28 protein-coding genes are annotated in these 23,481 nt (G+C 53.4%); 4 read left to right on the forward strand and 24 right to left on the reverse strand.

The window, feature by feature from the left end; translation table 11 throughout:
- The first annotated feature begins 5 nt into the window (after positions 1-5).
- On the forward strand, positions 6-3,155 hold the full coding sequence (locus tag Q0X64_RS04405) for an efflux RND transporter permease subunit (RefSeq protein WP_297809333.1): 3,150 nt from the start codon (positions 6-8) through the stop codon (positions 3,153-3,155).
- Here Q0X64_RS04405 and Q0X64_RS04410 read toward each other — a convergent pair.
- Positions 3,146-3,577 carry an MgtC/SapB family protein gene (locus Q0X64_RS04410; RefSeq protein ID WP_297809334.1) on the reverse strand — a complete coding sequence of 144 codons (432 nt, stop codon included), beginning with the start codon at positions 3,575-3,577 and terminating at the stop codon, positions 3,146-3,148. The genes Q0X64_RS04405 and Q0X64_RS04410 overlap by 10 nt on opposite strands.
- A 23-nt stretch (positions 3,578-3,600) precedes the next feature.
- On the reverse strand, positions 3,601-4,116 hold the full coding sequence (locus Q0X64_RS04415; RefSeq protein ID WP_366517474.1) for a lipocalin family protein: 516 nt from the start codon (positions 4,114-4,116) through the stop codon (positions 3,601-3,603).
- 41 nt (positions 4,117-4,157) lie between these two features.
- Between Q0X64_RS04415 and Q0X64_RS04420 the strand changes: the two genes are divergently transcribed.
- Complete coding sequence (locus tag Q0X64_RS04420) at positions 4,158-4,415, forward strand: TIGR03643 family protein (protein ID WP_297809335.1); 258 nt, start codon at positions 4,158-4,160, stop codon at positions 4,413-4,415.
- Between the two features lie 6 nt (positions 4,416-4,421).
- Here the strand turns inward: Q0X64_RS04420 and Q0X64_RS04425 are convergent, their stop codons facing one another.
- The 14 genes from Q0X64_RS04425 to Q0X64_RS04490 form a co-directional block, all read right to left on the reverse strand.
- Positions 4,422-4,817, reverse strand: coding sequence for an MAPEG family protein (locus Q0X64_RS04425; RefSeq protein WP_297809336.1), 396 nt, complete (start codon positions 4,815-4,817; stop codon positions 4,422-4,424).
- A 2-nt stretch (positions 4,818-4,819) separates the two neighbouring features.
- Complete coding sequence (locus Q0X64_RS04430; RefSeq protein ID WP_297809337.1) at positions 4,820-5,830, reverse strand: alpha/beta hydrolase; 1,011 nt, start codon at positions 5,828-5,830, stop codon at positions 4,820-4,822.
- A gap of 9 nt (positions 5,831-5,839) precedes the next feature.
- Positions 5,840-6,658, reverse strand: a complete 819-nt coding sequence (locus Q0X64_RS04435; RefSeq protein WP_297809338.1) for a hypothetical protein — start codon at positions 6,656-6,658, stop codon at positions 5,840-5,842.
- The gene (locus tag Q0X64_RS04440; protein ID WP_297809339.1) at positions 6,655-7,398 is read right to left on the reverse strand and encodes a dienelactone hydrolase family protein; all 744 of its coding nucleotides are present in this window, start codon (positions 7,396-7,398) and stop codon (positions 6,655-6,657) included. Before Q0X64_RS04440 ends, Q0X64_RS04435 begins: the two co-directional genes overlap by 4 nt.
- 29 nt (positions 7,399-7,427) lie before the next feature.
- Positions 7,428-7,895 (reverse strand): DM13 domain-containing protein, encoded by a 468-nt coding sequence (locus Q0X64_RS04445; protein ID WP_297809340.1) that lies wholly within the window; start codon positions 7,893-7,895, stop codon positions 7,428-7,430.
- Positions 7,896-7,924: 29 nt separating this feature from the next.
- The gene (locus Q0X64_RS04450; protein WP_297809341.1) at positions 7,925-8,437 is read right to left on the reverse strand and encodes a DUF4124 domain-containing protein; all 513 of its coding nucleotides are present in this window, start codon (positions 8,435-8,437) and stop codon (positions 7,925-7,927) included.
- Positions 8,397-9,407, reverse strand: a complete 1,011-nt coding sequence (locus Q0X64_RS04455; protein WP_297809342.1) for a class 1 fructose-bisphosphatase — start codon at positions 9,405-9,407, stop codon at positions 8,397-8,399. Before Q0X64_RS04455 ends, Q0X64_RS04450 begins: the two co-directional genes overlap by 41 nt.
- 157 nt (positions 9,408-9,564) lie before the next feature.
- Entirely contained in the window at positions 9,565-10,380 is an 816-nt protein-coding gene (locus Q0X64_RS04460) for a formylmethanofuran dehydrogenase subunit C (RefSeq protein WP_297809343.1), read from the reverse strand.
- Positions 10,377-11,282 carry a formylmethanofuran--tetrahydromethanopterin N-formyltransferase gene (gene fhcD / locus Q0X64_RS04465; RefSeq protein ID WP_297809344.1) on the reverse strand — a complete coding sequence of 302 codons (906 nt, stop codon included), beginning with the start codon at positions 11,280-11,282 and terminating at the stop codon, positions 10,377-10,379. The genes Q0X64_RS04460 and fhcD overlap by 4 nt, the downstream gene beginning before the upstream one ends.
- Positions 11,279-12,946 (reverse strand): formylmethanofuran dehydrogenase subunit A, encoded by a 1,668-nt coding sequence (locus Q0X64_RS04470; protein ID WP_297809345.1) that lies wholly within the window; start codon positions 12,944-12,946, stop codon positions 11,279-11,281. Before Q0X64_RS04470 ends, fhcD begins: the two co-directional genes overlap by 4 nt.
- Before the next feature lie 13 nt (positions 12,947-12,959).
- The gene (locus Q0X64_RS04475) at positions 12,960-14,234 is read right to left on the reverse strand and encodes a formylmethanofuran dehydrogenase subunit B (protein ID WP_297809346.1); all 1,275 of its coding nucleotides are present in this window, start codon (positions 14,232-14,234) and stop codon (positions 12,960-12,962) included.
- Positions 14,235-14,327: 93 nt separating this feature from the next.
- A complete protein-coding gene (locus Q0X64_RS04480; RefSeq protein WP_297809347.1) occupies positions 14,328-14,894 on the reverse strand; it encodes an SPOR domain-containing protein in 567 nt (188 codons plus the stop codon).
- A gap of 10 nt (positions 14,895-14,904) precedes the next feature.
- The gene (gene argS / locus Q0X64_RS04485) at positions 14,905-16,662 is read right to left on the reverse strand and encodes an arginine--tRNA ligase (RefSeq protein WP_297809348.1); all 1,758 of its coding nucleotides are present in this window, start codon (positions 16,660-16,662) and stop codon (positions 14,905-14,907) included.
- Positions 16,663-16,746: 84 nt separating this feature from the next.
- Positions 16,747-18,930 (reverse strand): primosomal protein N', encoded by a 2,184-nt coding sequence (locus Q0X64_RS04490; RefSeq protein WP_297809349.1) that lies wholly within the window; start codon positions 18,928-18,930, stop codon positions 16,747-16,749.
- Between the two features lie 289 nt (positions 18,931-19,219).
- Here Q0X64_RS04490 and folA point away from each other — a divergent pair, with 289 nt between their 5' ends.
- Positions 19,220-19,714, forward strand: a complete 495-nt coding sequence (folA, locus tag Q0X64_RS04495; RefSeq protein ID WP_297809350.1) for a type 3 dihydrofolate reductase — start codon at positions 19,220-19,222, stop codon at positions 19,712-19,714.
- Here the strand turns inward: folA and Q0X64_RS04500 are convergent.
- Positions 19,683-19,934 carry a TIGR02647 family protein gene (locus Q0X64_RS04500; protein WP_297809351.1) on the reverse strand — a complete coding sequence of 84 codons (252 nt, stop codon included), beginning with the start codon at positions 19,932-19,934 and terminating at the stop codon, positions 19,683-19,685. The genes folA and Q0X64_RS04500 overlap by 32 nt on opposite strands.
- Positions 19,935-20,057: 123 nt before the next feature.
- Between Q0X64_RS04500 and Q0X64_RS04505 the strand changes: the two genes are divergently transcribed.
- The gene (locus Q0X64_RS04505) at positions 20,058-20,402 is read left to right on the forward strand and encodes a pentapeptide repeat-containing protein (protein WP_297809352.1); all 345 of its coding nucleotides are present in this window, start codon (positions 20,058-20,060) and stop codon (positions 20,400-20,402) included.
- On the opposite strand, the gene tatC is transcribed toward Q0X64_RS04505, so the two are convergent.
- The 7 genes from tatC to hisF are packed head-to-tail and all read right to left on the reverse strand — an operon-like array spanning position 20,399 to position 23,480.
- Positions 20,399-21,133 carry a twin-arginine translocase subunit TatC gene (gene tatC, locus Q0X64_RS04510; protein ID WP_297809865.1) on the reverse strand — a complete coding sequence of 245 codons (735 nt, stop codon included), beginning with the start codon at positions 21,131-21,133 and terminating at the stop codon, positions 20,399-20,401. The two genes, Q0X64_RS04505 and tatC, sit on opposite strands and share 4 nt — an antisense overlap.
- Entirely contained in the window at positions 21,120-21,404 is a 285-nt protein-coding gene (gene tatB / locus Q0X64_RS04515; protein WP_297809353.1) for a Sec-independent protein translocase protein TatB, read from the reverse strand. The genes tatC and tatB overlap by 14 nt, the downstream gene beginning before the upstream one ends.
- Before the next feature lie 18 nt (positions 21,405-21,422).
- Positions 21,423-21,665, reverse strand: a complete 243-nt coding sequence (tatA, locus tag Q0X64_RS04520) for a Sec-independent protein translocase subunit TatA (RefSeq protein WP_366517475.1) — start codon at positions 21,663-21,665, stop codon at positions 21,423-21,425.
- A 9-nt stretch (positions 21,666-21,674) separates the two neighbouring features.
- Positions 21,675-22,013 (reverse strand): histidine triad nucleotide-binding protein, encoded by a 339-nt coding sequence (locus tag Q0X64_RS04525; protein ID WP_297809354.1) that lies wholly within the window; start codon positions 22,011-22,013, stop codon positions 21,675-21,677.
- Complete coding sequence (locus Q0X64_RS04530; protein ID WP_297809355.1) at positions 22,010-22,330, reverse strand: phosphoribosyl-ATP diphosphatase; 321 nt, start codon at positions 22,328-22,330, stop codon at positions 22,010-22,012. The genes Q0X64_RS04525 and Q0X64_RS04530 overlap by 4 nt, the downstream gene beginning before the upstream one ends.
- The gene (gene hisI / locus Q0X64_RS04535) at positions 22,327-22,710 is read right to left on the reverse strand and encodes a phosphoribosyl-AMP cyclohydrolase (RefSeq protein ID WP_297809356.1); all 384 of its coding nucleotides are present in this window, start codon (positions 22,708-22,710) and stop codon (positions 22,327-22,329) included. Before hisI ends, Q0X64_RS04530 begins: the two co-directional genes overlap by 4 nt.
- Positions 22,707-23,480, reverse strand: coding sequence for an imidazole glycerol phosphate synthase subunit HisF (gene hisF, locus Q0X64_RS04540; protein ID WP_297809357.1), 774 nt, complete (start codon positions 23,478-23,480; stop codon positions 22,707-22,709). The genes hisI and hisF overlap by 4 nt, the downstream gene beginning before the upstream one ends.
- Position 23,481: the final 1 nt, after the last annotated feature.

A 23,481-nucleotide genomic window follows, 5' to 3' on the forward strand; every position in this document is an offset into this window, starting at 1 on the left:
TGCTCATGCTTGAAGCCCCTATCAGAAACGGCAAACTGCTCACCGTCATCGTACTGATTATCGTGGTGCTGGGCATTGCTGCAGCGACTCGCATTCCGATTCAGATGATCCCCGATCTTGATGTGCGCACCATCAGCGTGGTGACCGGCTGGCCCGGTGCCACACCACAGGATGTGGAAAAGGAAATCCTGATCGAGCAGGAACGCTACCTGCGCAGCGTGCCCAATATGACCAGGATGGAGTCACTGGCCGATACCGGTCAGGCGGAAATCGAGATGGAGTTTCCCTTCGGTGTTGATATCAATGAAACCCTGATTGAAGTCTCCAATGCGCTCAGCCAGGTGCCGAGCTACCCGGAAAATGTCGATCAGCCGCGCATCCGCAGCAGTTCATTCTCTGAAAATGCTTTTATGTACTTTGCGGTCAAAACCCTGCCCGGTAATCCGCTTAATCTCGATATGGACATGGTCACCGACTATATCGATGACGACGTTCGCCCCCGCATGGAGAGGGTCAGCGGTGTCTCTGAAGTACAGCTGCGTGGTGGTGCCGAGCGTCAGATTCAGATTTATGTGGATCCGGCCAAACTGGCCCAGCGCGGCCTGACCCTCACCGAAGTCCGCGATGCTATACGTGAACGAAACCAGGACACCTCTGCCGGCGATCTGGATGATGGCAAGCGTCGCTACTTCATCCGCACCACTGGCCGCTTCAAGGACCTCAAGGCGCTGGAAGAACTGACCCTGGCTCACCGCAACAATACCGATATCAAACTCAAGGATGTCGCCAGCGTCGAACTGGACCACTACGAAGTGCGTGGCGTATCCATTGTTAATAACGAGGCTGCCCTGAGCATGGCGGTCAAGCGCGAGTCCGGCTCCAACGTGATCAATATCAAAGAGGATATGCTCAAGGTGGTGGAAGAGATCCGTCGTGATCAGCTTGAGCCTAACGGCATGACCATCGAACTGATTGGTGATGATGTGCGCTACGTGCAGGCCTCGGTAGATAAAGTAAGTACTAACTTGGCTTTAGGTGCTTTACTGGCAACCCTTATTCTGTTCCTGTTTTTACGCTCCGGCCGCGCTACCTTGATTGGTCTGATGGGTATGCCGGTCTGCACCATTGCCGCCTTCCTGGGCCTGCTGGCCTTTGACCGTACCCTCAATGTTATCTCGCTGGCCGGGGTGGCCTTTGCCATCGGCATGACGGTGGACAACACCATCGTGGTACTGGAAAGTATTGAACAATGCCGTCGTCGCGGGCTGGATCGAATTCAGGCAGCCATTACCGGCGTGCGGGAAGTCTGGACCGCAGTGCTGGCTTCCAGTATGACCACCATTCTGGTGTTCGCGCCGGTGCTATTTGTACAGGAGGAAGCCGGTCAGCTTTATTCTGATATCGCTATCGCCATTTCCACGGCCATTCTCGCTTCCATGCTGTTCGCCGTAGGCGTGGTGCCAGCTGCCTGTGCCCGGGTGGGTTTTGGTGATGACCGCGATCACGGAGATGATCTGTCGCATCCGGGGCCTATCCTCCGCATGGTGGGCTGGCTGAACGGTGGTGCCCTGCGTCGCATGGGTTGTATCGTGCTGATCTTTGCCGGCACCATGGGCGCCGGGGTCTACCTGATGCCGCCGGCTGAATACCTGCCTGAAGGCGAAGAGCCCAAAGCCTTCAGTGTGATGACCGCGCCGCCAGGCTATAACCTGTCGGAAATGAACCGACTGGGTGATGAGATTCGCGAACACCTGAAAACCGCCCTCAATGCTGATCCGGCCAAGTTCGACAATGGCGAACATGAACTGCCTTCACTCAAATACTACTATCAGCGTACTGCGCCGGGTGTGGTCTGGGTGCTGAGTGAACCGACCCGCAGTGAAGATATCGAAGCGATGATGAACGGCCTGACTGAGATGTTCGAACAGTATCCGGGCATGCGTGGCTTCTCTCACCGTGGCTCCATTATTGCCAGTAACCAGGGCGGCACCCGTGCGGTCAACCTGGATATTGCCGGTCCCGACCAGGAAAGTCTGTACAGCACCGCCGAATTTGCGCTGCGCCGGGCAGAAGCCCTATTCGGTGATCCGCAAATCGAATCAGAACCGTCAGCCCTGTCTCTGGATCAGCCTTTGATCGAAGTCCGGCCCAACTGGGATCGGCTGGCTGAAGTGAACATGACTGCCGATGACTTTGGTTATACCGTCGCTGCCCTCAGTGATGGTGCCTATGTCAGTGAGTTTTTCATGGATGATGACAAGGTCGATATGTTCATCTTCAGTAGCGCCGGCCAGAATCAGAAACTATCCGATTTGTCAGCCATGCCCATTATGACGCCACAGGGCACGGTACTGCCATTGAGTGCGCTGGCTGATATTACCGAAACGGTCGACAGTGACCAGCTGCGCCGCGTTGATGGCCGTCGTACCGTGACCCTGTCTATTATCCCACCCCGGGAAATCGCCCTGGAAACAGCAGTGAACCAGGTCAGAACACAAATGCTGCCGGAGATGCAAGCTGCTGGTGAAGTCGGCAAAGGCGTCGCCATCAGTATTTCCGGTGCTGCCGATCAGCTTGATGCCACCCGTGATTCTTTATCCGGCAACCTGGTGATTGCTTTGATTCTGATCTACCTGCTGCTGGTCGCGATATTCAGTCACTGGTATTACCCCCTGCTGATCCTGGCCACCGTGCCACTCGGTATTGCCGGGGGTATCGTAGGTCTGGTTGCCATTAACAGTGCCGGGCCGCTGCTTAATGCCGTTGGGCTGCCGGCGATTATTCAGCCGTTTGACATGATCACCATGCTGGGCTTTGTGATTCTGCTGGGCACGGTCGTCAACAACCCGATCCTGATCGTGGAGCAGACCCGTAAAAACCTGATGGACAGTGCGGTCAGTATTCGTGATGCAGTCAATCAGGCCGTCGCGACCCGGCTTCGCCCCATCCTGATGTCGACCGCCACCACCGTGTTTGGCCTGGCACCGCTGGTGTTTATTCCCGGTGCCGGTACCGAGCTCTATCGCGGGGTGGGTATCGTGGTGCTGGTCGGTATTCTGTGTTCCATGATCGTGACCCTGACCTTCCTGCCCAGTCTGCTGATCACGGTGCTGTCATGGACACGAAACCGCCGCACGCAGACCGTTCAGGCCTGATCTTCCTGCTTTTTGAGGAAGTTGCCGAACTGGAAAATTAAAAAACCGATAATCGACAGCACCAGTGCGATTTCATAACGGCTGTAGGCAACCGAGATACCAATCGCCCCGGTCAGCCAGATACCGGCGGCATTGGCGGTACCCATGGCGCGGCCCGAGTCTTTGACAATAGCGCCGCCGCCAATAAAGCCCATGCCGGTGATGACGCCATACATGACCCGGGCTTCGGCATCGCTGCCCTCGTAAACGTCCATTGCAACCAGCATAAAGGCGCAACAGGCGATCGATACCAAAGGATAGGTTCTGACCCCGGCACCGCGGGTCAAGTATTCACGGTTCAAGGCAATCGGCAGCGCCAGCACAAAGGCAATGCCTATCTGGTATAAGTTGAACCAGACCAGCGAAAAATTAATATCCGGCATTCTGTCTCCTCCATGCAGCGAGATTAATCATGATCGACAAAGATCAACTCATCCAGCTCAAAACCCTTGTCCCGGGCCAGTTCGATAAAACGCTTTCTTACCTTGTCACTGACCTGCGGCTCGCGTGCCAGTAACCATAGATAATCACGGCTGGGGCCGGTGACAAAGGCATACTGGTAATCCTCATCCAGTTCAAATACCACATAACTGGCATAAAATGGCCCGAAAAACGAGACTTTCAGATGCGCGCTGTTGTCCTCACTGACCATAAAAGCTTTGCCTTGCGCCTGCTCCCACGCCCCCTCAGCCACGGAATAACCACGGTTAATCACGGTAATACCACCTTGTTCACGGGGTATATACTCTGCCGTCACCCGACTCAGGCCACGTTCAAAACCATGATCGAGGCGCGCAATCTCATACCATTTACCCAGGTAACGTTCGAGTTCGAAGGGTTTGACCGGCTCAATTCCCTGCGGCAGGCCGGTACAGGCTGTCAGGAGAAGCAGAGCCAGGACCGGTAATAAAGTTCTCAACATATTTCACCTGTTTTTGATTCGCGGCGAGGCAGAGTTCAGTTATGAAACATCAGATCAAAGATGCTGATCGATCCCGCATTATCGAAATGGCCTGGGAGGATCGTACCCCTTTCGAGGCCATCAAAAGCTGTTACGGCCTGGCTGAAGCCGATGTTATCCGGCTGATGCGGCGCGAGCTCAAGGCCGGCAGTTTCCGTCTCTGGCGTGAACGGGTGTCAGGCCGTAAAAGCAAGCACCGCAAACTCCGTCATCCCTCAATTTCCCGGGGATACTGCCCCAGCCAGTACAAACACCGCTAAATCTGCCTAAAACGCAGTGACTGCCCTCAGGCCGATATAAAAACAACTCAGCCAGCCTAGCAGAAACACCAGCGAACGATAGCTGTGCATATCCAGCATGTAAAACACCGGATGAGCAATACGGCTCAGCAGAAACAAACCAGCCGCATAGCTGAATTCGGTCACATCGACGATGGAGACCTGGGCCAGAAAACACATCACCGCATAGAAAATCAACGCTTCCCAGGCGTTTTTCTGGGCGCCCAGAACCCTGGCCCCCAAACCGCTCATCTGCGATTGCTGCAGACGCGGGTGATGGTTATCAAAGCGGCCAAACTGACGGTAACGCAAATAACCGCCTATCACTGCCAGGGTGATAGGGAATAGTGACACAATAAACAGGACTTCAAATAAAAACGGCATGATTACCTCATGGGTTGCGTGGTCAGATGATCGAGCGCTTCCAGCAATGCGCGGTTAAATAATGCCGGCGACTGGATATGGGGTGAGTGTCCCAACTGCGGAAACAGGTGCAGGCGGGCATCAGGAATGCGGGCGACAGTCTCGGTCGCCAGTTGCGGGTAGTTGCCCAGTGTTTGCCTGATGCTATCGGTTGCAAAAGCTTTGCCCACCGCCGTATTGTCTTGTGCTCCGATTAACAACCAGGTCGGCACTGTTAGCTGCGGAAACTGGTGCACCACCGGTTGCGTCAGGATCATGTCGTAAATTTTTGCCGACAGCCAGGCGGATTGCTCACGATCTGCAGCAAACTGTCCGGCCAGCATGTCTACCCAGATATCGTACTCTTCACGCCATTCGCCAGCGTAGTAGGTGTTTTGCTGATAGCGTTTGATGCCCTCGGCATTGATATTAAGCTGTTGCTGATACCACTGATCAATCGGCAGATACGGCACGCCTTTTTGTAACCAGTCTTCCAGCCCGATCGGATTGACCAACATCAGCCCTGAAACCTGCTCCGGATAAAGCAGCGCATAACGGCTGGCCAGCATGCCCCCCATCGAGTGACCCATCAGCAATACCCGGCCCGGGTTCAGGCTGTTGATAAGCTGGCGGGTGTTGTCGGCCAGTTGATGAAAACTGAATTGATAATCCAGCGGCTTGGATGACTTGCAAAAGCCCACCTGATCGACAGCAATCACCCGGTATCCGGCTTCGCTGAGCGCAGCAATCGCCGACTCCCAGGTCGCAGCGCAGAAATTCTTTCCGTGAAACAGCACAATGGTCTCGCCCCTGGCTTCTCCGCTGGGCGCGACATCCATATAAGCCATTTCCAGTTGTTGCTGTTGTGACGTCAGCGAAAAGCGTTCGACTGGATAGGGATAATCAAAATTTTCCAGTCGAAAGCCGGTATCGGCCTGCCCTGTCATACTGAACAGCAACAGGCTTAACATCAGGATACGCTTGGCGTAGAACATCTTTCCTCCTTAATTATGCCTGGCAGCGGGCCACCAGAGCTGAGCCTCGTAGCCGCGCTGACGATACGCACTGACCCGGGCCTGAACCGGTGTGGATAAAAGATAATCGCGCAGCATCTCAGCGCCGGCTTTATTGATGCCTTGGACTTTGTCGGCGTTGACCAGGCTGATAGCCATCACCCGCTGCAGCAGCGGATCGGCTGACACCAGAATCTCCAGATCAGGCTGGTGTTGTTGGCTGAAACGTAAAAACGGGGTCGCTCCCCACAGCGTATAGGCCTGCCTCTTATCAGCCTGTTTCATCGCCTGACCTTTGGCTACCGCCTCATCGATCAACCAGCCCTGTTTGTCGGGCTTGCCAGCCTTGAGCCATAACAACTCGAACAGATCTTTAACGCCCTTGATCTGGTTGAGCACAAAGGGCTGTTGTTGCTCAGCAATCCGCTGCAAGGCTAGAGAGGCATTTTTCATGCCCCGGATTCCGGCAGGATCGCTTTTGGGCCCGATAATCACCTGCTGATTGGCAAACACCAGTTGTGGCCAACTCCCCAGCCGGGAAAGCACAAACGTCTGCATCGGGCTTTTGCCATAGTGGGCAATCAGCAGGTCAGCTTCACCCTGCCGCGCTTGCTCAAACACATCATTACCGCTGTAGAGTGATACCCGGTAACCGCTCCGGGCCTCAAAGTCGCTGATGAGCGTCTGCAGCAAGCCACTTTGATAAGGCGTGTTAACTACTGCCAGCCGCACCAGGCTGTTATCAGCCTGCGCCGTGACACTGCAGAGAATCAGCAGCAAGCTGAAAGCTGTCAGCCAGCGCCTGCTCATCGTAACTGGCTTTGCAGAAAGCCAAGCAGTCGCTGCCAGGATTTTTTATCTGCTTCAGGGTGATACTTGGGATTATCAAACTTGGTAAAGGAGTGCTGAGCGCCGCCATAGCTGATCATTTCATTAGGAGCACCGTCTTGTTCCAGCGCCTGGCTTAAAGCAGCGAATTCAGCCATGGAAATATTGGCATCTGCCGCGCCGTGCTGAACCAGAATGTCAGCTTTGACATTGCTGTAATCCTGTCCGGCCGGAGTGCCCAGCCCCCCATGAATGGCAACAAAACCTTGCATGGGTGAACCGGCCCTCGCCATTTCCAGCACTGCGGTGCCGCCCAGGCAATAGCCAATCATAACGCTATTATCGGTATTGGCGCCCAATTCAGCAGCCTTTTGCAGCGCGGCATTGATCAATCCGCGCATGCGATTCCGGTCACGATACAGTTCACCGGTATGATGGCGCTTGTCAGCGACTTCCACCGGCCGGATACCGGCGCCATAGATATCGGCAACAAACACGCTGTAGCCTTGTTCTTTCAGCATCTCTGCACGGCGAAATTCATAGCCGGTGGGACCATCCCAGTCGTGAATCAGCATGACCAGCGGCGCTTTTTCACCGGCACTGAGGTAGAAACCCTCCAGCGCTTGTCCCTGGTAGCTGTAGCGCACGGTCTCTGCACTGACCGCGCTGGCTAACAGCCACAATGCCGCGACAAAACCTGTAGCGATAGTTTTCAGCATCATACGCTCCTGTTTCAATGTACCGATGCAGTTTACTGGTATTTGGCTGCGCTGATAAACAGGCTGAATGATTCGCACCAGATAATCACACTGTTGTAGTCTTCCAAATCGACAGATGCCGCCAGCGGCAATACAAAATCTTTGAACCTGTTGACCTCTCCTACCTGACGCATCCGGTGTTGATGACTGAGAAAATCCGCCTTGGTCTCGACAAACTCGGGCGACAAGTACAAACGATAATCGGGTCCCGGCGCAATGCTGCCGGCAAAAGCAATCTGGCTGTCACTGAAATAAATGCTGCCTTCTGCAAAATGCAGTGGATCACTGCCTTCCAGTTCGCGACGGAACTGGCCGCTGAAACGCGCTTCGCTGGCCACCTTGTCAATCTGTTGCTGTGACTGCGCCGGCGGTTGGATCAGGATCGGTAATAGATAAATGCCGGCAGCAAACCCGAGTAAAAGAACCAGACCGTGTGAGACCACTAACAGCATTTTTTTCATGCGCTGGTTCCTCTGAGGAAAGACGGCTTTCAGGGATATAACTGTTCAAGGGCTTGCTGGTTTTTCTCTATCTGTTGCTGCAAAGATTGCATATTTTGCTGATGACGGGCATCCAGCTCATCCATTTTTTCAAACAGACCGTATTCACGGGTGGCAACGCGCCCGTCACCGAAGTCATAGGTTCTGTCCTGCAGTTTTTGCATCTCCACCTGATGCTGCTGTTGCGCCTGGCGCATTTGCTGTTCCAGTTCGTCATTGCGTTGATTAAGCTGGCGGATTTCACTGATCCGCGACTCTTCTTCAAAAGTCGCTGTCAGCGATTGCTGGGCGCTGACGGCATCAGGATCGGGCTGGCGAACTTCAATACGGATAGTTTGCGCCTGTTCAGAACAGGGCTGATCACTGAACTCGACAGCACCATTTTTTTCACATTTATAGACTTCAGCCGCCGACACTGACAGGCTCAGTAACAGCGAACACAGGGCGATAAAGCATCGCCAATCAAGTCTGCTGGTGATATTTGATAATACGGTCAACTTCATTTTTCGATCCCAGGATCACCGGCACCCGCTGATGAATATCTTCAGGCTGCACTTCCATAATGCGCTGATAACCGGTGGTACTGAGTCCGCCGGCCTGTTCAATAATAAAACTCATGGGACTGGCTTCATACATCAGCCGCAGGCGGCCACCCTGTTTCACCAACCGGCTGTCCATCGGGTACATAAACACGCCGCCGCGGGTCAAAATGCGGTAGATTTCGGCCACCATCGACGCATTCCAGCGCATATTGAAGTTCTTCTCGCGGCCGCCGTCCACGCCCTGAATACATTCATCGATATAGCGACGAACTGGCTCCTCCCAGAAACGGTGGTTGGAAACATTGATGGCGAACTCGGCGGTATCTTTAGGAATGCGCATATTGGGATGAGTGAGCATGAACTCGCCCACATCCCGGTCCAGGGTGAAGCCGTTGACGCCGCGGCCGGTAGTCATCACCAGCATGGTAGAAGGGCCGTAAATGCAAAAGCCGGCACAGACCTGTTCGGTGCCGGGCTGCATAAAATCCTTGAGCGACGGGTTTTTCGACGCTTCCGGGGCACGCAGGATGGAAAAAATCGTCCCCACCGAAAAGTTGATATCAATATTGCCCGAGCCATCCAGCGGATCGAAACAAATCAGGTACTTGCCCTTGGGATAGCGCGCCGGGATCTGGATAATCTCTTCATTTTCCTCGGAGGCCATCGCAGCCAGGTGACCGGTCCACTTAAGGTGCTCGATCATCACTTCGTTGCTGATAACATCAAGTTTTTTCTGGGTCTCGCCCTGTACGTTTTCCGAGTCGGCATATCCGCCCAGCCCGGATAAGCCGATGCGGCCAACCTGGTGAGAGATTTTTTTACAGGCGCTGACGATATCACTGAGCAGACCCGACAAGTCGCCGCTCGCACCGGGATTGGCACGCTGTTCTTCAACAATAAACTGGATAACGGATTTACCGCTGTCAGACATGCGCCATCCCTCTCTTTTTTCTCCGACTTGCATACGGTTTTATCACCGCTCTTTAACACAGAGATTAAACCAATTCGGCTGTTTTGCCAAAATCCTTTAAGCCAAAAAAAGCCCGCGTTGAAGCGGGCTTTTTTAGGCAATATCGAGCATCTGATGCTTAGATCTTAACCAGAATCTCACCCATGCCGATACCAGCCAGATCACCAGCATAGCGCTGGACCCGCGAGAACGGTTCCACCCGGGCAAACTCGCTGTCGAGCTTTTTGAATGAAGCAAACATCAACGGCAGAAAGGCTAAAGTGTGGGAGCCACAATCATTGAAGTTACCAGCCAGCCCGTGGGCCGGTGGCTGTTGCAACAACAATGTGCCACGCTTCATCGCATAGCCCAGGTGTTTACCGACCTGACCCAACACAGCAATCGTGCCCGACACCATACGTGAACCACAGTAATCGCCAGCATCGCCCTCAATCAGGATCATGCCACGGCGCATATGATCGCCGGTACGGGCGCCGGTATTACCAGTGATAATCACGGTGCCACCGGTCATACCGTTTTTATAGCCAATGCGGGCTGCGCCGACAAAGTCACCAGCATTGCCATCGACCTTGATCTCGCCGCCTTTCATTTCACAGGCGGTATAGATATGGGTATTGCCATTAACGGTAATAGAGCCGCCGCTCATAAACTGGCCCAGATAAGCGCCGGCATCACCGTTGATTGTTATCGTCCCGGTGCTCATGCCATGACCGATGTGATCCAGTTTATCCGTGGCTTTTTCAAAACGGATTTCCGCCAGATCATCACCGCTGAGTTCAAATAACGCATCGACGCGGACTTTCTGATTGCCGACCACCAGCGTTAAAGCCGCAATATCAGCCGCTGATTTGTCGCCCAGCTTATCGGCGGTTAGCGGTGAACAATCAACCCGCTGTGCAGGCGGATTTTTCAGGGTGAATGTAAATGCACTCATGCCATAATCTCCTGCAGATGGAAGTGGAACGGCCCCAGTTTGCCGCCGTAGTTACCAGCACTGATACGCCGAATACCGTTTTCTGCGCCCAGTTCACAGGCCGCCTCGATACCGGCGCGCATGGCCTTGTTGATATCTTCTTCGGTCAGGCCGTCAATCACGATTTCCATCACTGATTCGACTTCCGCTGACAATTCCGATTTGGTCTGCCCTTTTAATGTCGGGCAGAAGGCATCATTAGTGGAGGCATTCAAAGCTTTGTACTTTGAGCCGACTTTAGAGCCGGAACGCACCACCCCGCCCGGGAACGGCATAATCACATTGGGCAGTTTTTTCATCGCGGTAACTGCCGCTTCACAGGCAGCCAGCGCCTGTGGCTGCGACTCAGCCAGGATCAGAAAATTACCGCCACCGACTGCGGCGCGCATACCGGTATTTTCTTCAGTCAGAAATTCACCGTCCATCACCGGAATCCGCCAGTAGCGTTTACCGTCAATGACCTTGGAGATCTGATAACCGTCGCCGAAGAAGCGCAGGTTTTTACCCAAAGCGATTTCTTTACCTTCTTCATCCATCTCCAGGCCAGAGAATAAAGCAGACGTAGGAGAAGTAAGCACACACTGACCCGCACGGGTTTCAACCTGTTTCGCCAGCCCTTTGCCGCCCATGGCAAAGATCAGACAGGCCACACCGGGTCGACCATCCGGCGTTTCGCTGGGCTCAAGCGTACGTTCAATCGCTGCTTCACAACCGCAGGCAATGACCGAAGTCGCAAAGCCGGTAAAGGCCTGGGCCGAGTTCATCGCCCATGTCAGGTTCTGCGCGGTGATAATGACGCGGGTACCGCGCATCGGAAACGCTTCAGCAAAGGTTTCGTCAATCGTGACACCGTTGATAATCATAGTTTGCCTCCTTGTCTCAACGGCTGTACGGTCAGGCTGCCACGCCCGTCATCGACGATCTCATCATCGCTGATCTTGAAGTTACCCATCTTCATGGTGTGGAACTCATCAAAGTAGGACTGCAATGGCTTTTCAATCGAGCCATCATATTCCGGTTTGACCACATGGGTCGTGCCCCAGGTGATTTTCACCAGTTCGCCTTTTCTGACTACCATCTGACCGTCTTTAAAGACATAATCCGGTTTGCTGAACATTTTTTCGCGATCAGCATCATCGGTGTAAACGGTAATGTCAGCTGCAGCACCTACGCCCAGATGACCGCGGTCAGCCAGACCCAGCAGTTTGGCAGCACCGGCACGGGTCATAATCGCAATATCGTACAGCGAGTACTCGCGATCCAGTGAGGCCAGATGAGTGGCTTTCTGTGCTTCAGGATGCAGGGTGGACAGCATATCGTTACGGAAAGATTTATCCATCAGCAGCTTGATGAGATGCGGATAACTGGTAAATGGCGCACCGTTGGGGTGGTCGGTGGTCAAAAATATCCGCCAGGGATCATCAACCATCAGGAAGGTTTCCAGGCCAATCATCCATTGCAGAGCATTCACAAAGCTTTGATCTTTGTATTTGAATGGCACCACGCCACAACCGGCATCACACTCGATGTCCATACCGACCCACTTATTGGGGTGGGCATGCGGTGCACCGGCAAACTGGCGCATGGTATCACCGGAGGCGGTTACGGTCTGACCAAACAGGATCTGACCAACATCAACGGTAATATTTTTATTGCGGTTAATGGCCTCGGCAATTTCCGCGGCGCCGGAAGAAAACTTGAAATCCCCTTCAGTGCCATAGCTGTGGAACTGGATATGGGTCAGGTGCATGGGCAAACCTTCGATGCCCTGAATAGTATCCAGCGTGGTGTCCTTGTTACCCGGCACGCCCAGGTTACAGCCATGCACGTGCAGCGGATGCGGCACGCCCAGCTCAGTCACCGCGCGTGACAGTCTTTGCAGGATTTCCCTGGGCGAGACATTGTAAAAAGTATTTTTCTCGTCCAGATCCAGCTTGCGCTGGTTGAATTTAAAAGCGTTGATACCACCCGGGTTGACCACTTTCAGCCCCAGCGCCTGGGTATGGTTCAGTGTCCAGGCGACGTAGTTGTTAATGGCTTCCTGATCTTCATTGGCGGCCATCATTCTGAGCAGAAAATCATCACTGCCCAGCATCGCATAGCCGCCCTTGTCGATAATCGGGGTATCAGCCATTTCCATATGTGCCTGGCGGGCATTGACCGGCAACACAGCGGGTTCAAAACCGGCGGTGTAGCCCATTTCGGCATAGCGGTAGCCGGTGGTCAGGGTGCTCGGTGCAGCATGGCCACAGCCGCTGCGCATCAGCTCGGTGCGTTCCAGCAGCGCCTCGGCGTGATCTTCGGGCAGCATGGTACGGGCTATATTGACCTTGCCGCCACCGATATGGGTATGCATATCAATGGCGCCGGACATAATGATTTTGCCGCGCACATCGATTTCTTCATCAATTTTGCCGTCGGACGGGGCATCGACAATGCGGCCGTCACGAATGTAAATGTCGCGGACCACATCATTCTGCCCGTGTTCGGGATCAAAGACGCGGCCGCCGGTGAGTTTAGTCAGCATGGGAAGTCTCCGTTTACAGCGCTTGTTCAACAGCAGTCAGCACGTCAAAAGTGCTGGGCAAGCCGCTGTCACGTAATTTTTTCAGGGGTAACGATACCGCACTGTCGCAGCGGAAGGTGCGTCCGGCATGGTCAATACCCGGGACACCGACCGGGATAAAGACTTCCGGTTCCTCCTCGAAAGTCATGCCTGAGCGTCCCAGCACCACGGTGGTGGCATCAGTAACAGGCGGTGTGCCGGCGGTATTAAAACTCGATACCCACAGCAACAGATCGACCTCACCCTCATCCAGCATACGCTGGCCACGGTTCAGGTAGGGATCGTAGTCCGGCATATTGCGGCTGAAACTGGTGCGCATCGGATATCCCGATTGCCAGGATGACACCGCATTAACTGTGGTATCGCCCTCTTTACCACCGAGAGGCAGCCCATTACAGCGGGTGGTGTTATTGATTTCCTTAATCATGTCACACAGGGTCTGGATGGTGACCTCGGCATGATCGTGATTAAGCTGGCTGCCCGACCAGCTGATAACACCGTAACTGGCGCCTTTGAGTTTTTCAGCAATACCGGCGATATCGGCAGTCGCAATGCCGCCAACGCTCTCGGCCTGAACGTTTTTGCCATTGACCAAGGCGCGCAAAACCGCGACCACTTCCGGCAGATCATCCTCACTGCATTCCACCACTTCAGCGCGACGTCCGCCGGGTGAGGTAGAGGCCGTGCCTGATGGTGCTTTGCCCAGGTAAACAATCTCGCGGCTTTCAATTTCCTGGCCGAACATACTTTCTTTGGGCCAGACGACGCGTTCGAAAAAGCGCGGAAACGCCGATTCGATATCAGTCCCCACCACCAGCAGGAAATCAACGCGGTTTCGTACTTCGGTCAGAGTGGTGGTCATGTAGCCGGTATCCTGCAGCACCAGAATGTTTCTGAATGCGGCATCGGAAAACTGACTGTCCAGCGTGGCACGGCTGTGATCAGCCAGTGCCATCGCAGCGCGGGCGCCGTTCAAGTCGGTTCCCATGCCACCAATCAACGGTTGCTTACTGTTGTTGAACAGACCGGCGATATGCCTGACCGCCTCATCCAGCGAGACCTCCTGCCCTTTGATTCGCGGTGAAAGATCCGTCAGCGGCGTTTCAAACCCGGGCCGGGTCACGCTGTCACCCTGTTCTTTCACCGTGACCGTATTGCCCTCGACCTGCACCACCAGATCATCAGAAGCAATACCGCAGAAAGGACTGACAACATCGTGAAAGATGCCATCCTGTTGTTTGTCCGTCATATCGGTGTCCTCAATCAATTATTAAATCGTTAAACCGGGTGCGGCAGACCGCGGCTTACAGCAACCGCTTGACCTAGGCAGATAGCAAGCTTATCAGCCACGCTTGGCTTTGAGCAGCAGCGAGTCAATATCGTTTTCACGCAATTGCTTCTGCAGTTTATCCGCCTGGTCACGGCCGGCAATCGGGCCGACTTGCACCCGATGCCAGGTTTCCTTGTTATCTATGGTAACGGTCTGAACTTTGGACTCAATACCCAATAAGGCTAACTTGGCACGAAAACCATCGGCATCGGCCAGCTTTTTAAATGAACCGACCTGAATCATATAACTTTCAGCGGGCGCGGTTTTGGCCGGCGTTTCAGGCTGCTGAGCCGGTTCTGAAGGCGAGGCCACGACCGGTTGCTTGCCCTGATTTTTATTTTCCACCACGACTTCGGTTTCCGGCAGCAATGTGTAGAAATCGAAAGTCGGTTCCACACCTTTCGGCTCTACCTTCTTCTGCTGTTGTTTGGGCGTGCTTTCGCTGCTTTGATCCTCGGGCACATTATCTTTCAGGTGCAACAGGAACATGATGAAGGCGCCGACAGCAAAGCTCAGCAGCATCGGCCCCCATGGCAGGGAACGGTTGTCGTTGTTACGGGTATTTCTCTTGGCAGCCACGGGCAGTCCCCTACATTGAATCCGGTGCAGATACGCCCATCACTGTCAGGGCGTTGGTAATGACCTGACGCACAGCGCTAATCAGGGTTAACCTTGCCTGGCACAATGCTTCATCATCCACAATGAACTGATGGGCATTGTAGTAAGTGTGGAAATCGCGGGCCAGATCGGTCAGGTAGTGCGCCAGCATGTGCGGTGTGTGGTTCAGTGCCGCATTTTCCAGTGCTTCCGGATAAGCCGCTAAACGGGTTAGCAACGCTTCCTCATGCACTTCCGTGAGTTTGTCCAGGTTGGCTTCACCCACAGCCTGATCCCAGCTTTGACCGCGCTCTGCCAGCTGCCGGAACACACTGCAGACCCGGGCATGCGCATACTGGACGTAATAAACCGGATTATCGTTACTCTGCGACTTGGCCAGCTCCAGATCGAAGTCCATGTGTTGATCGGCGCCGCGCATCACGTAGAAAAAGCGCGCCGCGTCTTTACCCACCTCATCACGCAGTTCACGCAGGGTGACAAACTCACCGCTACGGGTCGACATGCCTACTTTTTCCGCACCGCGATAGAGCACGGCAAACTGCACCAGCAGCACTTTCAGCTGATCGACATTCTGCTGCATCGCCTGCACTGAGGCTTTAACCCGCGGAATGTAGCCGTGGTGATCAGCGCCCCAGATATCGATGATCTGGTCAAAACCGCGCTGATATTTATTCAGGTGATAGGCGATATCCGAGGCGAAATAGGTCTTCTGACCATTGTCGCGAACGACCACCCGGTCTTTTTCATCACCATAATCAGTGGACTTAAACCACCAGGCGCCCTTGTCCTGATAAAGCTGACCGGCGGCTTTGAGCTGTTCAATCGCTTTATCGACTTCACCGGATTCCACCAGCGAACGCTCGGAGAACCACTCGTCGTATTCACTGCCAAATTCAGCCAGATCCTGACGGATATCTGCAAGAATATGATTCAGCCCCTTATCGAATACCGTCCGGTAGTCAGCATCTCCCAGCAGTAACTTGGCTCGGCTGCCGAGAGCATCGATATGCAGTTCTTTATCGCCACCTTCGGGTTCATCAGCCGGTATCCCCTCAAATACGGCGGATGCCGGGTGACGGAATTGTTCGCCGAATGCCTGCTTTAACTCTTCTGCAATATCGCGGACATAGTCACCCTGGTAGCCATTGCTGGGAAAAGTGAAGTGCTCACCGCAGGCCTGCAGGTAACGCAGCCAGACACTGGTGCCCAGAATATCCATCTGACGGCCGGCATCATTCACATAATATTCGCGGTGCACATCAAAACCGGCAGCCATCAGCAAGCTGCTCACTACCGAACCGTAGGCGGCACCGCGGCCATGACCGACGTGCAAAGGGCCGGTCGGGTTGGCAGAAACAAACTCTACCTGCACTTTTCTACCTTTCCCCACTTCACTACGGCCATAGGCTTCGCCTTGCAGCAGGATATCTTTGACCACTTGCTGGCTGGCTTCGGCAGTCAGGAAAAAGTTGATAAAACCGGGACCGGCAATCTCAACCTGGGTCACAAATTCGGATTCGGGCAGGGCTTCAACGATCTCACTGGCAATCTGACGCGGATTCATACGTGCTGGTTTGGCCAGCATCATTGCAATATTACAGGCGAAATCGCCGTGGTTTTTGTCTTTGGTGCGCTCGATCTGAATGGCTGGCAGATCGATATCAAGTTGATGTTGTTGGGTAAAAGTCGCTAAAGCCTGGCTGAGCAGGTTTTTCAGTTGATCTTTCAACGTATTAAAGCCCTGAATGCAAATTGGAATGTGTGGCGCATTTTAACCGATCATGGGCAGTGATAACATCCTTGTCTGCTGCTGTCAGAGCAGATCGATGGGATCAATATCCATTGACCAGCGCAGTTTCCGCGCCAGTTTATGGCGGCTGATGCTGTCCGTACATCGATCCAGAAGCTGATGCAGGGGTTTGCGCTCGGCACTGTTCAGCAGCAGCTGTGCCCGGTACCGTCCGCCTTTTTTCTCCATAATCGCCGGAACCGGCCCCATGACCATCACAGTCTGCTGAGACTGACTGCCCAATATGCCTGCCACCTCTCCCAGAAAGTCCATGGCCAGACTGCGATCTTTGGCTTCTGCCCGAATCACCGCCCAGTGACTGGCTGGCGGCATGCCCATTTCAATACGTTCCTGCAACAGTTTATCTGCAGTCAGCGCGTAACCTTCACGGATAAGATTTCGCCAGAATGGATGTTGCGGCTGTTCACTCTGGATCAATACTTCGCCTTCTTTGGCACCGCGACCGGCACGTCCGGTGACCTGGGTAATCATTTGTGCCAGGTTTTCGGTTGCGCGGAAGTCGGCACTGTATAAACCCTGATCGGTATCCAGCACGCCGACTAGTGTCACATCATGAAAATCATGGCCCTTGGCCAGCATTTGCGTGCCCACCAGGATCCGCGCCTGCCCCTGTCGGATTTCGCTGACCATTTTGTCAAAGGCATTAACCCGTTGGGTGCTGTCTCGGTCAACGCGGATCACCGGTGTATCGGGAAACAGAGTCTGCAGATGCTGCTCAATTTTTTCGGTGCCGGCGCCGTAGCTTTTGAGCTGTTTCGACTCACACTCAGGACATTTATCAGGCAGTCGCTGGATAGACCCGCAATGATGACAAAACAGGATATGGCGTTGTTTATGCACCACCATGCGGGCATCACAATGGTTACACTGCGCCTGCCAGCCACAATCATGACACATCAAAACCGGCGCATAGCCCCGACGGTTGATAAACAAAATGACCTGGTTGCCGGCTTCCAGATGCTGGTGCATTTTTTTCAATAACTGTTCGGTCAGACCATGGTCAGGGTGTGCTCCCTGACTGTCTATCAAATGCACAGCGGGCAGACTGGCACCGGTGGCACGCTGTTGTAACTGCAGAAATCTGAAACGTTGTTGCTTTACCTGGTACAGACTTTCCAGCGATGGTGTGGCACTGCCCATCAGGACCGGCACCCCCATTTTCTGCGCCCTTATCAAAGCCACCTGACGGGCGTGATAGCGCAGTCCATCCTGCTGTTTGTAGGAACTGTCGTGTTCTTCATCAATGATGATCAAGCCCGCTTCCGGCAACGGCGTAAACACAGCACTGCGGGTACCGATGATGATTCTGCCCAGCCCCTCTCTGGCCAGCAGCCAGCCCTGTTTTCTCTCGCCGTCGGAGATGGCTGAGTTCAATACCACGATGCTGGTATTCAGTCGCTGTTTAAAACGCTCCACAAACTGGCCGGTGAGACCGATCTCGGGAATCAGAATCAGCACCTGTCGCCCGGCAGCCAGCATTTTTTCACTTAATGCGATATAGGCTTCGGTTTTACCGCTGCCGGTAATGCCTTCCAGCAGAAACGGTTGAAACTGCTCTCGGCTCTGCCAGACTTCGTCTACGACCTGTTGCTGTTCGCTATTCAGCGCACAAGGTAAATTCAGTTCTGTACGGGCAATGGGCAGCTTCGCCTGTGGTTTTTGTGTAATCCGCTGTTGTTGTTGCAAACTTTTCAGTGAAGTTGAGACATTACCCAGCTGGGCTTTTATCGCCGACTGACTGATGCCTTCCGGATAATCTTCCAGCAGACTTAAAATGGCCTGTTGTTTCTCGCCTGTTTTTTTATTATCGCTGTCTTCATTTTTGAACCACCAGGCTTCATGTTGCAGCTCAGATGAATCGCCTTTTCGCAGTCTCTTAGGCAGCACTGTCTGCAGGCATTCACCCAGGGGATGATGGTAATAGCGGCTGACCCAGAGCACAGTTTGCAATACTTCTTCAGGCAGCAGTGGCTGGGCATCGATAATCTCATCAATGCTTTTTAACTTGCTGCCTTCTTCATTGCTTTGGACATCACTGGCACGGATTACGATGGCAATGCAGCTTCTGCCGGCAAAATTAACTCTGACCCGCATACCGCTCTGCCAGAAACTGGCCGGTTTATCGGTCAGATAGTCAAACAGCTGTCTGAGCGGAGTCGGGATCGCGAGATGAACGATGCTTGCCATGAATTAATAACTAAAAGAAAGATAAAAGAATATTTTTGATGATGTTAGTGTTTTATGCCTGTGGATTGTTGGACGGATTCAATTAAGGCATCGAATTCAGCATCTTATCCTGTAATGGCATTGTTGATAACTTTTTTGCTGCGGGGCGAATTAGCTGTGGACAAAATAGCGACTTATCCACAGGCAAAGTTATCCACAACTTGTGATCGATCTTATTGGCGACTTATACAGGACTTATTGAGCATCACATTTAACGGTATCCTTAGGGTTTGACTGACAGGATTATTGAATGAAAATCGCGATCATTGTTGCCATGGATCAGCAGGGACTGATAGGACGGGATAATGGACTGCCCTGGAGGATTTCCGCTGATTTACAGCATTTCCGCCGCACTACAATGGGCAAGCCTATTGTGATGGGTAGAAGCACCCATGAGTCGATAGGCCGGCCGCTGCCGGGACGGCGGAATATCGTGATCACCAGTCAGCCTGATTATCAGGCTGCAGGCTGTGATGTCGTGCATACTGTTGATGAAGCACTGGATTTATGCCGTCAGCAGGAAGAAGTGATGATTATGGGTGGTGCCTCGCTGTATCAGCAGCTGTTGCCGCTGGCCGACACGCTTTATCTGACCCGCGTTCATGTCACGCTCAACGGTGATACCTGGTTTCCTGATTGGTCAGCAGCGGATTGGGAGCTCGTCAGCCGTGAAGATCATCAGGCTGACGATAAAAATGAATATGACTACAGTTTTATGCAGTATCAACGGCGGGCGAAGTCATAATCCGCAGCGCATGTTGCAGATGTTCAGCGGCTTCATAACCGAGATCCGTTAAATAGCCGCCATCTTCCTGACTGATCAGTCCTTTATCAAACAGGTTTCTTGCTGCGTCGACCAGGCCATCACGCGCATCGTGATGGATTTTAATGCCGGTCTGCGTACTGTCCAGCGGGAATTGCAGCAACACTTCCAGTTCATCGATCAGGTTTTGTTTGATGGTCATCAGTGGCACCTCTTTGTGAGTTTGATGTCTCTGCCAACATAGCATACTCAGTGGCAGTAAAGCGGCCGTTTACATCTCGGCAAACGACTTGTAATCTTGAGATCTCAAGCAAGGAGGTTAATCATGGCTGCACCGGTAATTTCAGACAACCCACTCTATCAATTACTACGCGAAGGCGAAGTGGACAGCTTCAATGCCAAGGTCGCTGCGGGTGAAACGGTCGATCTGACGGGGTGTGATTTCCGCCATTTAAACCTGCAGGGCTTGAATGCGCGTGGTCTGGATTTCAGTAACAGCTATTTCCGTCAGGCTGATTTGCGCGGCGTCGATTTCAGCCAGTGCATCAGCTTGGAAGGCGCCAGTATTCACGGTGCCAAGATTTCCGGCGTTTATTTTCCCAGTGAACTTGGGGCTGAAGAAATCCGTTTATCACTGGAGCATGGCACACGGCTGAGATACCGCCGCTAAGCTTCTTCTGTACGTCTTTTGGGTAACCAGCGGGCACTGACCAGGCCCAGCTCGAATAACAGCCACACAGGCAATGCCAGTAAGGTCTGAGAGATGACATCCGGTGGGGTCAGCAGCATGCCAATCACAAAAGCGCCCACAATTACGTAGGGACGTTTCTCACGCAGGCTTTGCACCGTCGATGCCCCGCTCCAGACCAACAGGATAGTTGCGATAGGCACTTCAAAGGCGAGACCGAAAGCAAAAAACAGCTTCAGCACAAAGTCGAGGTAACTGCTGATATCGGTCATCACGGCCACGCCTTCCGGTGCAGCCTGGGTTAAAAAGCCGAATACCAGCGGGAACACCACGTAAAACGCGAACATCACCCCCAGGAAAAACAGCAGGGTGCTGGCAAACAACAACGGGAAAACCAGCTTGCGTTCATGATCATAAAGACCGGGGGCGATAAAGGCCCACATCTGATAAAGCAAAAACGGCACTGCCAGCATAATCGCCGTGCTCAGTGTCAGTTTAAACGGGGTCAGAAACGGCGATGCCACTTCAGTGGCAATCATTGAGCTGGTTTCGGGTAAATGTTTGAGCAGCGGATCAGAGAGAAACAGGTACAGATCATTGGCGAAGGGAAACAGACAGGCGGCAATCAGTAAGACTGCCAAAACTGCCCGCAACAAACGATCACGCAGTTCAACCAGGTGAGAAATCAGCGGTTGTTGTTCATCCATCCCGATCTTTGTCCTGTGAGCGCTGTTCGTTTTTGTTGTCATCAACCCGGATTTCTTCGTTCATATCGGGCATATTGTCGGGCTTTCTCAGCGCATCCTGTAGTTCCTGCGCCCGTAACTCACGGTTGATTTCATTGCGGATAGATTGCACCGAAGCCTGGGCGCGGCCCAGCCACAAGCCCACAACACGAATCAGTTTGGGCAGCCGTTCGGGGCCGACCACCAGCAGTGCTACCACGGCGATCAGCAGGATTTCCCAGAAACCGATATCAAACATGACAGCGTTTCAGGCCGCTTAGCGGGATGTCTTGTCCTTGTCCTGCTGGCGGTGCTGGGTGTTGTCGGCCTCGTCATGCTCGATCACATCACTGTCGTTATCTTCAGCTGTATCCCGGCCTTCCTGCATGGAATCCTTGAAGTTCTTGATGGCACTGCCCAGGTCACCGCCCAGCGAGCGTATTTTCTTGGTGCCGAACAGCAACACAACAATCACCAGGATGATTAATAACTGCCAGATGCTGATGCCTCCGATACCCATAATGCGCTCCTAATGAAAGCCCGGCAGTTTTTTACCGCCGAGTATGTGAATATGCAGATGATCGACTTCCTGACCGCCGCCCGGCCCGGTGTTTATGATACTGCGAAAACCGTCTTCCAGCCCCTGCTGCCTGGCCAGTTTGGGCAAAGACAGCATCATGTGTGACAACAGTTCTGCGTGCGCCTGGGTGGCCTGATCCAGCCGGCTGATGTGGATTTTGGGGATCACCAAAAGATGGACATCGGCCTTGGGATTAATATCCTCAAACACATAGATGTGTTCGTCTTCAAACACTTTGCTTGAGGGAATCTCTCCATCGACAATCTTGCAAAACAGGCAATCGCTCATTTTTTGCTCCTGCTGGCTTTTTCTTCATGGCCGGACAGACCGAAACGCCGATCCAGTTCGTCCAGAACCAACTGCGGGTCTATCTCATTATGCGCCAGTAACACCAGACTATGAAACCACAGATCCGCGGTTTCGTAGATTATTTCATCCCGTTGACCGCCCTTACCGGCGATGACGGTTTCGGTGGCTTCCTCACCCAGCTTCTTCAGAATCTTGTCAGTGCCGCCGGCATAGAGGCTGGCCACATAGGAGCTGTCGGGATCAGCCTGTTTTCGCTCCTGAAGTACCGCATTAAGTTTTTGCAGAATATCGCTCATGAATAAATCTCGTCGGGGTTTTTCAGCACCGGTTCCACTGGTTGCCATTGCTCGTCTTCGAGACGGAAATAAAAACAGTGATGGCGACCGGTATGGCAGGCAATGCCGCCCTGCTGTACCACTTCCAGTAAGACCGCATCGTTATCGCAATCAATGCGGATCGATTTGATGATCTGCTGATGACCGGATTGTTCACCCTTGTGCCAGAGTTTCTGTCGTGAACGTGACCAGTAAACGGCATGGCCGGTTTCATTGGTGAGCTTTAAAGCTTCACGATTCATCCAGGCTAAAGTGAGTACTTGCTTTGTCTCAAACTCCTGAGTGATGACGGGAACCAGACCGTCTTCATTCCATTTCACCTGTTCCAGCCAATGGCTCATAAGCGTACCTCAATACCTTGGCTGGCCATTTGCTGTTTGGCTTCCCCTACCGTGTGCTCACCGAAGTGGAAAATACTGGCCGCCAGCACTGCATCGGCATGACCCTGTTTGATGCCATCGCTCAGATCCTGCAGTTTGCCGACACCGCCGGAGGCAATCACCGGTACATCCACTGCATCGCTGATGGCCCGGGTCAAATCCAGATCAAAACCCGACTTGGTACCGTCACGGTCCATACTGGTCAGCAGAATTTCTCCAGCCCCGAGATCCACCATTTTTCTGGCCCACTCGACGGCATCAATACCGGTGGGTTGTCGGCCACCATGGGTAAAGATTTCCCATTTCAGCGGCTCACCCTCAGCCGAGACTTGCTTGGCATCGATAGCCACGACGATGCATTGCGAACCAAACCGTTCGGCGGCTTCACGCACAAAGTCAGGATTTTTGACGGCAGCGGAATTGATACCGACTTTGTCGGCACCGGCATTAAGCATGCGGCGGATATCATCGACCGTGCGAATGCCACCACCGACGGTCAGTGGAATAAACACCTGGCTGGCGACCGCTTCGACCACATGCAACATGGTGTCACGTTCGTGATGAGTCGCGGTAATGTCGAGGAAGGTAATTTCGTCGGCACCTTGCTCGTCATAGCGCTTGGCGACTTCGATCGGGTCACCGGCATCACGGATATCGACAAACTGCACGCCTTTGACCACGCGGCCGGCATCAACATCGAGACAGGGAATAATGCGCTTGGCGAGACCCATC

The sequence above is a fragment of the uncultured Methylophaga sp. genome, from assembly GCF_947259025.1.
In the GTDB taxonomy this organism is placed as follows: Bacteria; Pseudomonadota; Gammaproteobacteria; order Nitrosococcales; family Methylophagaceae; genus Methylophaga.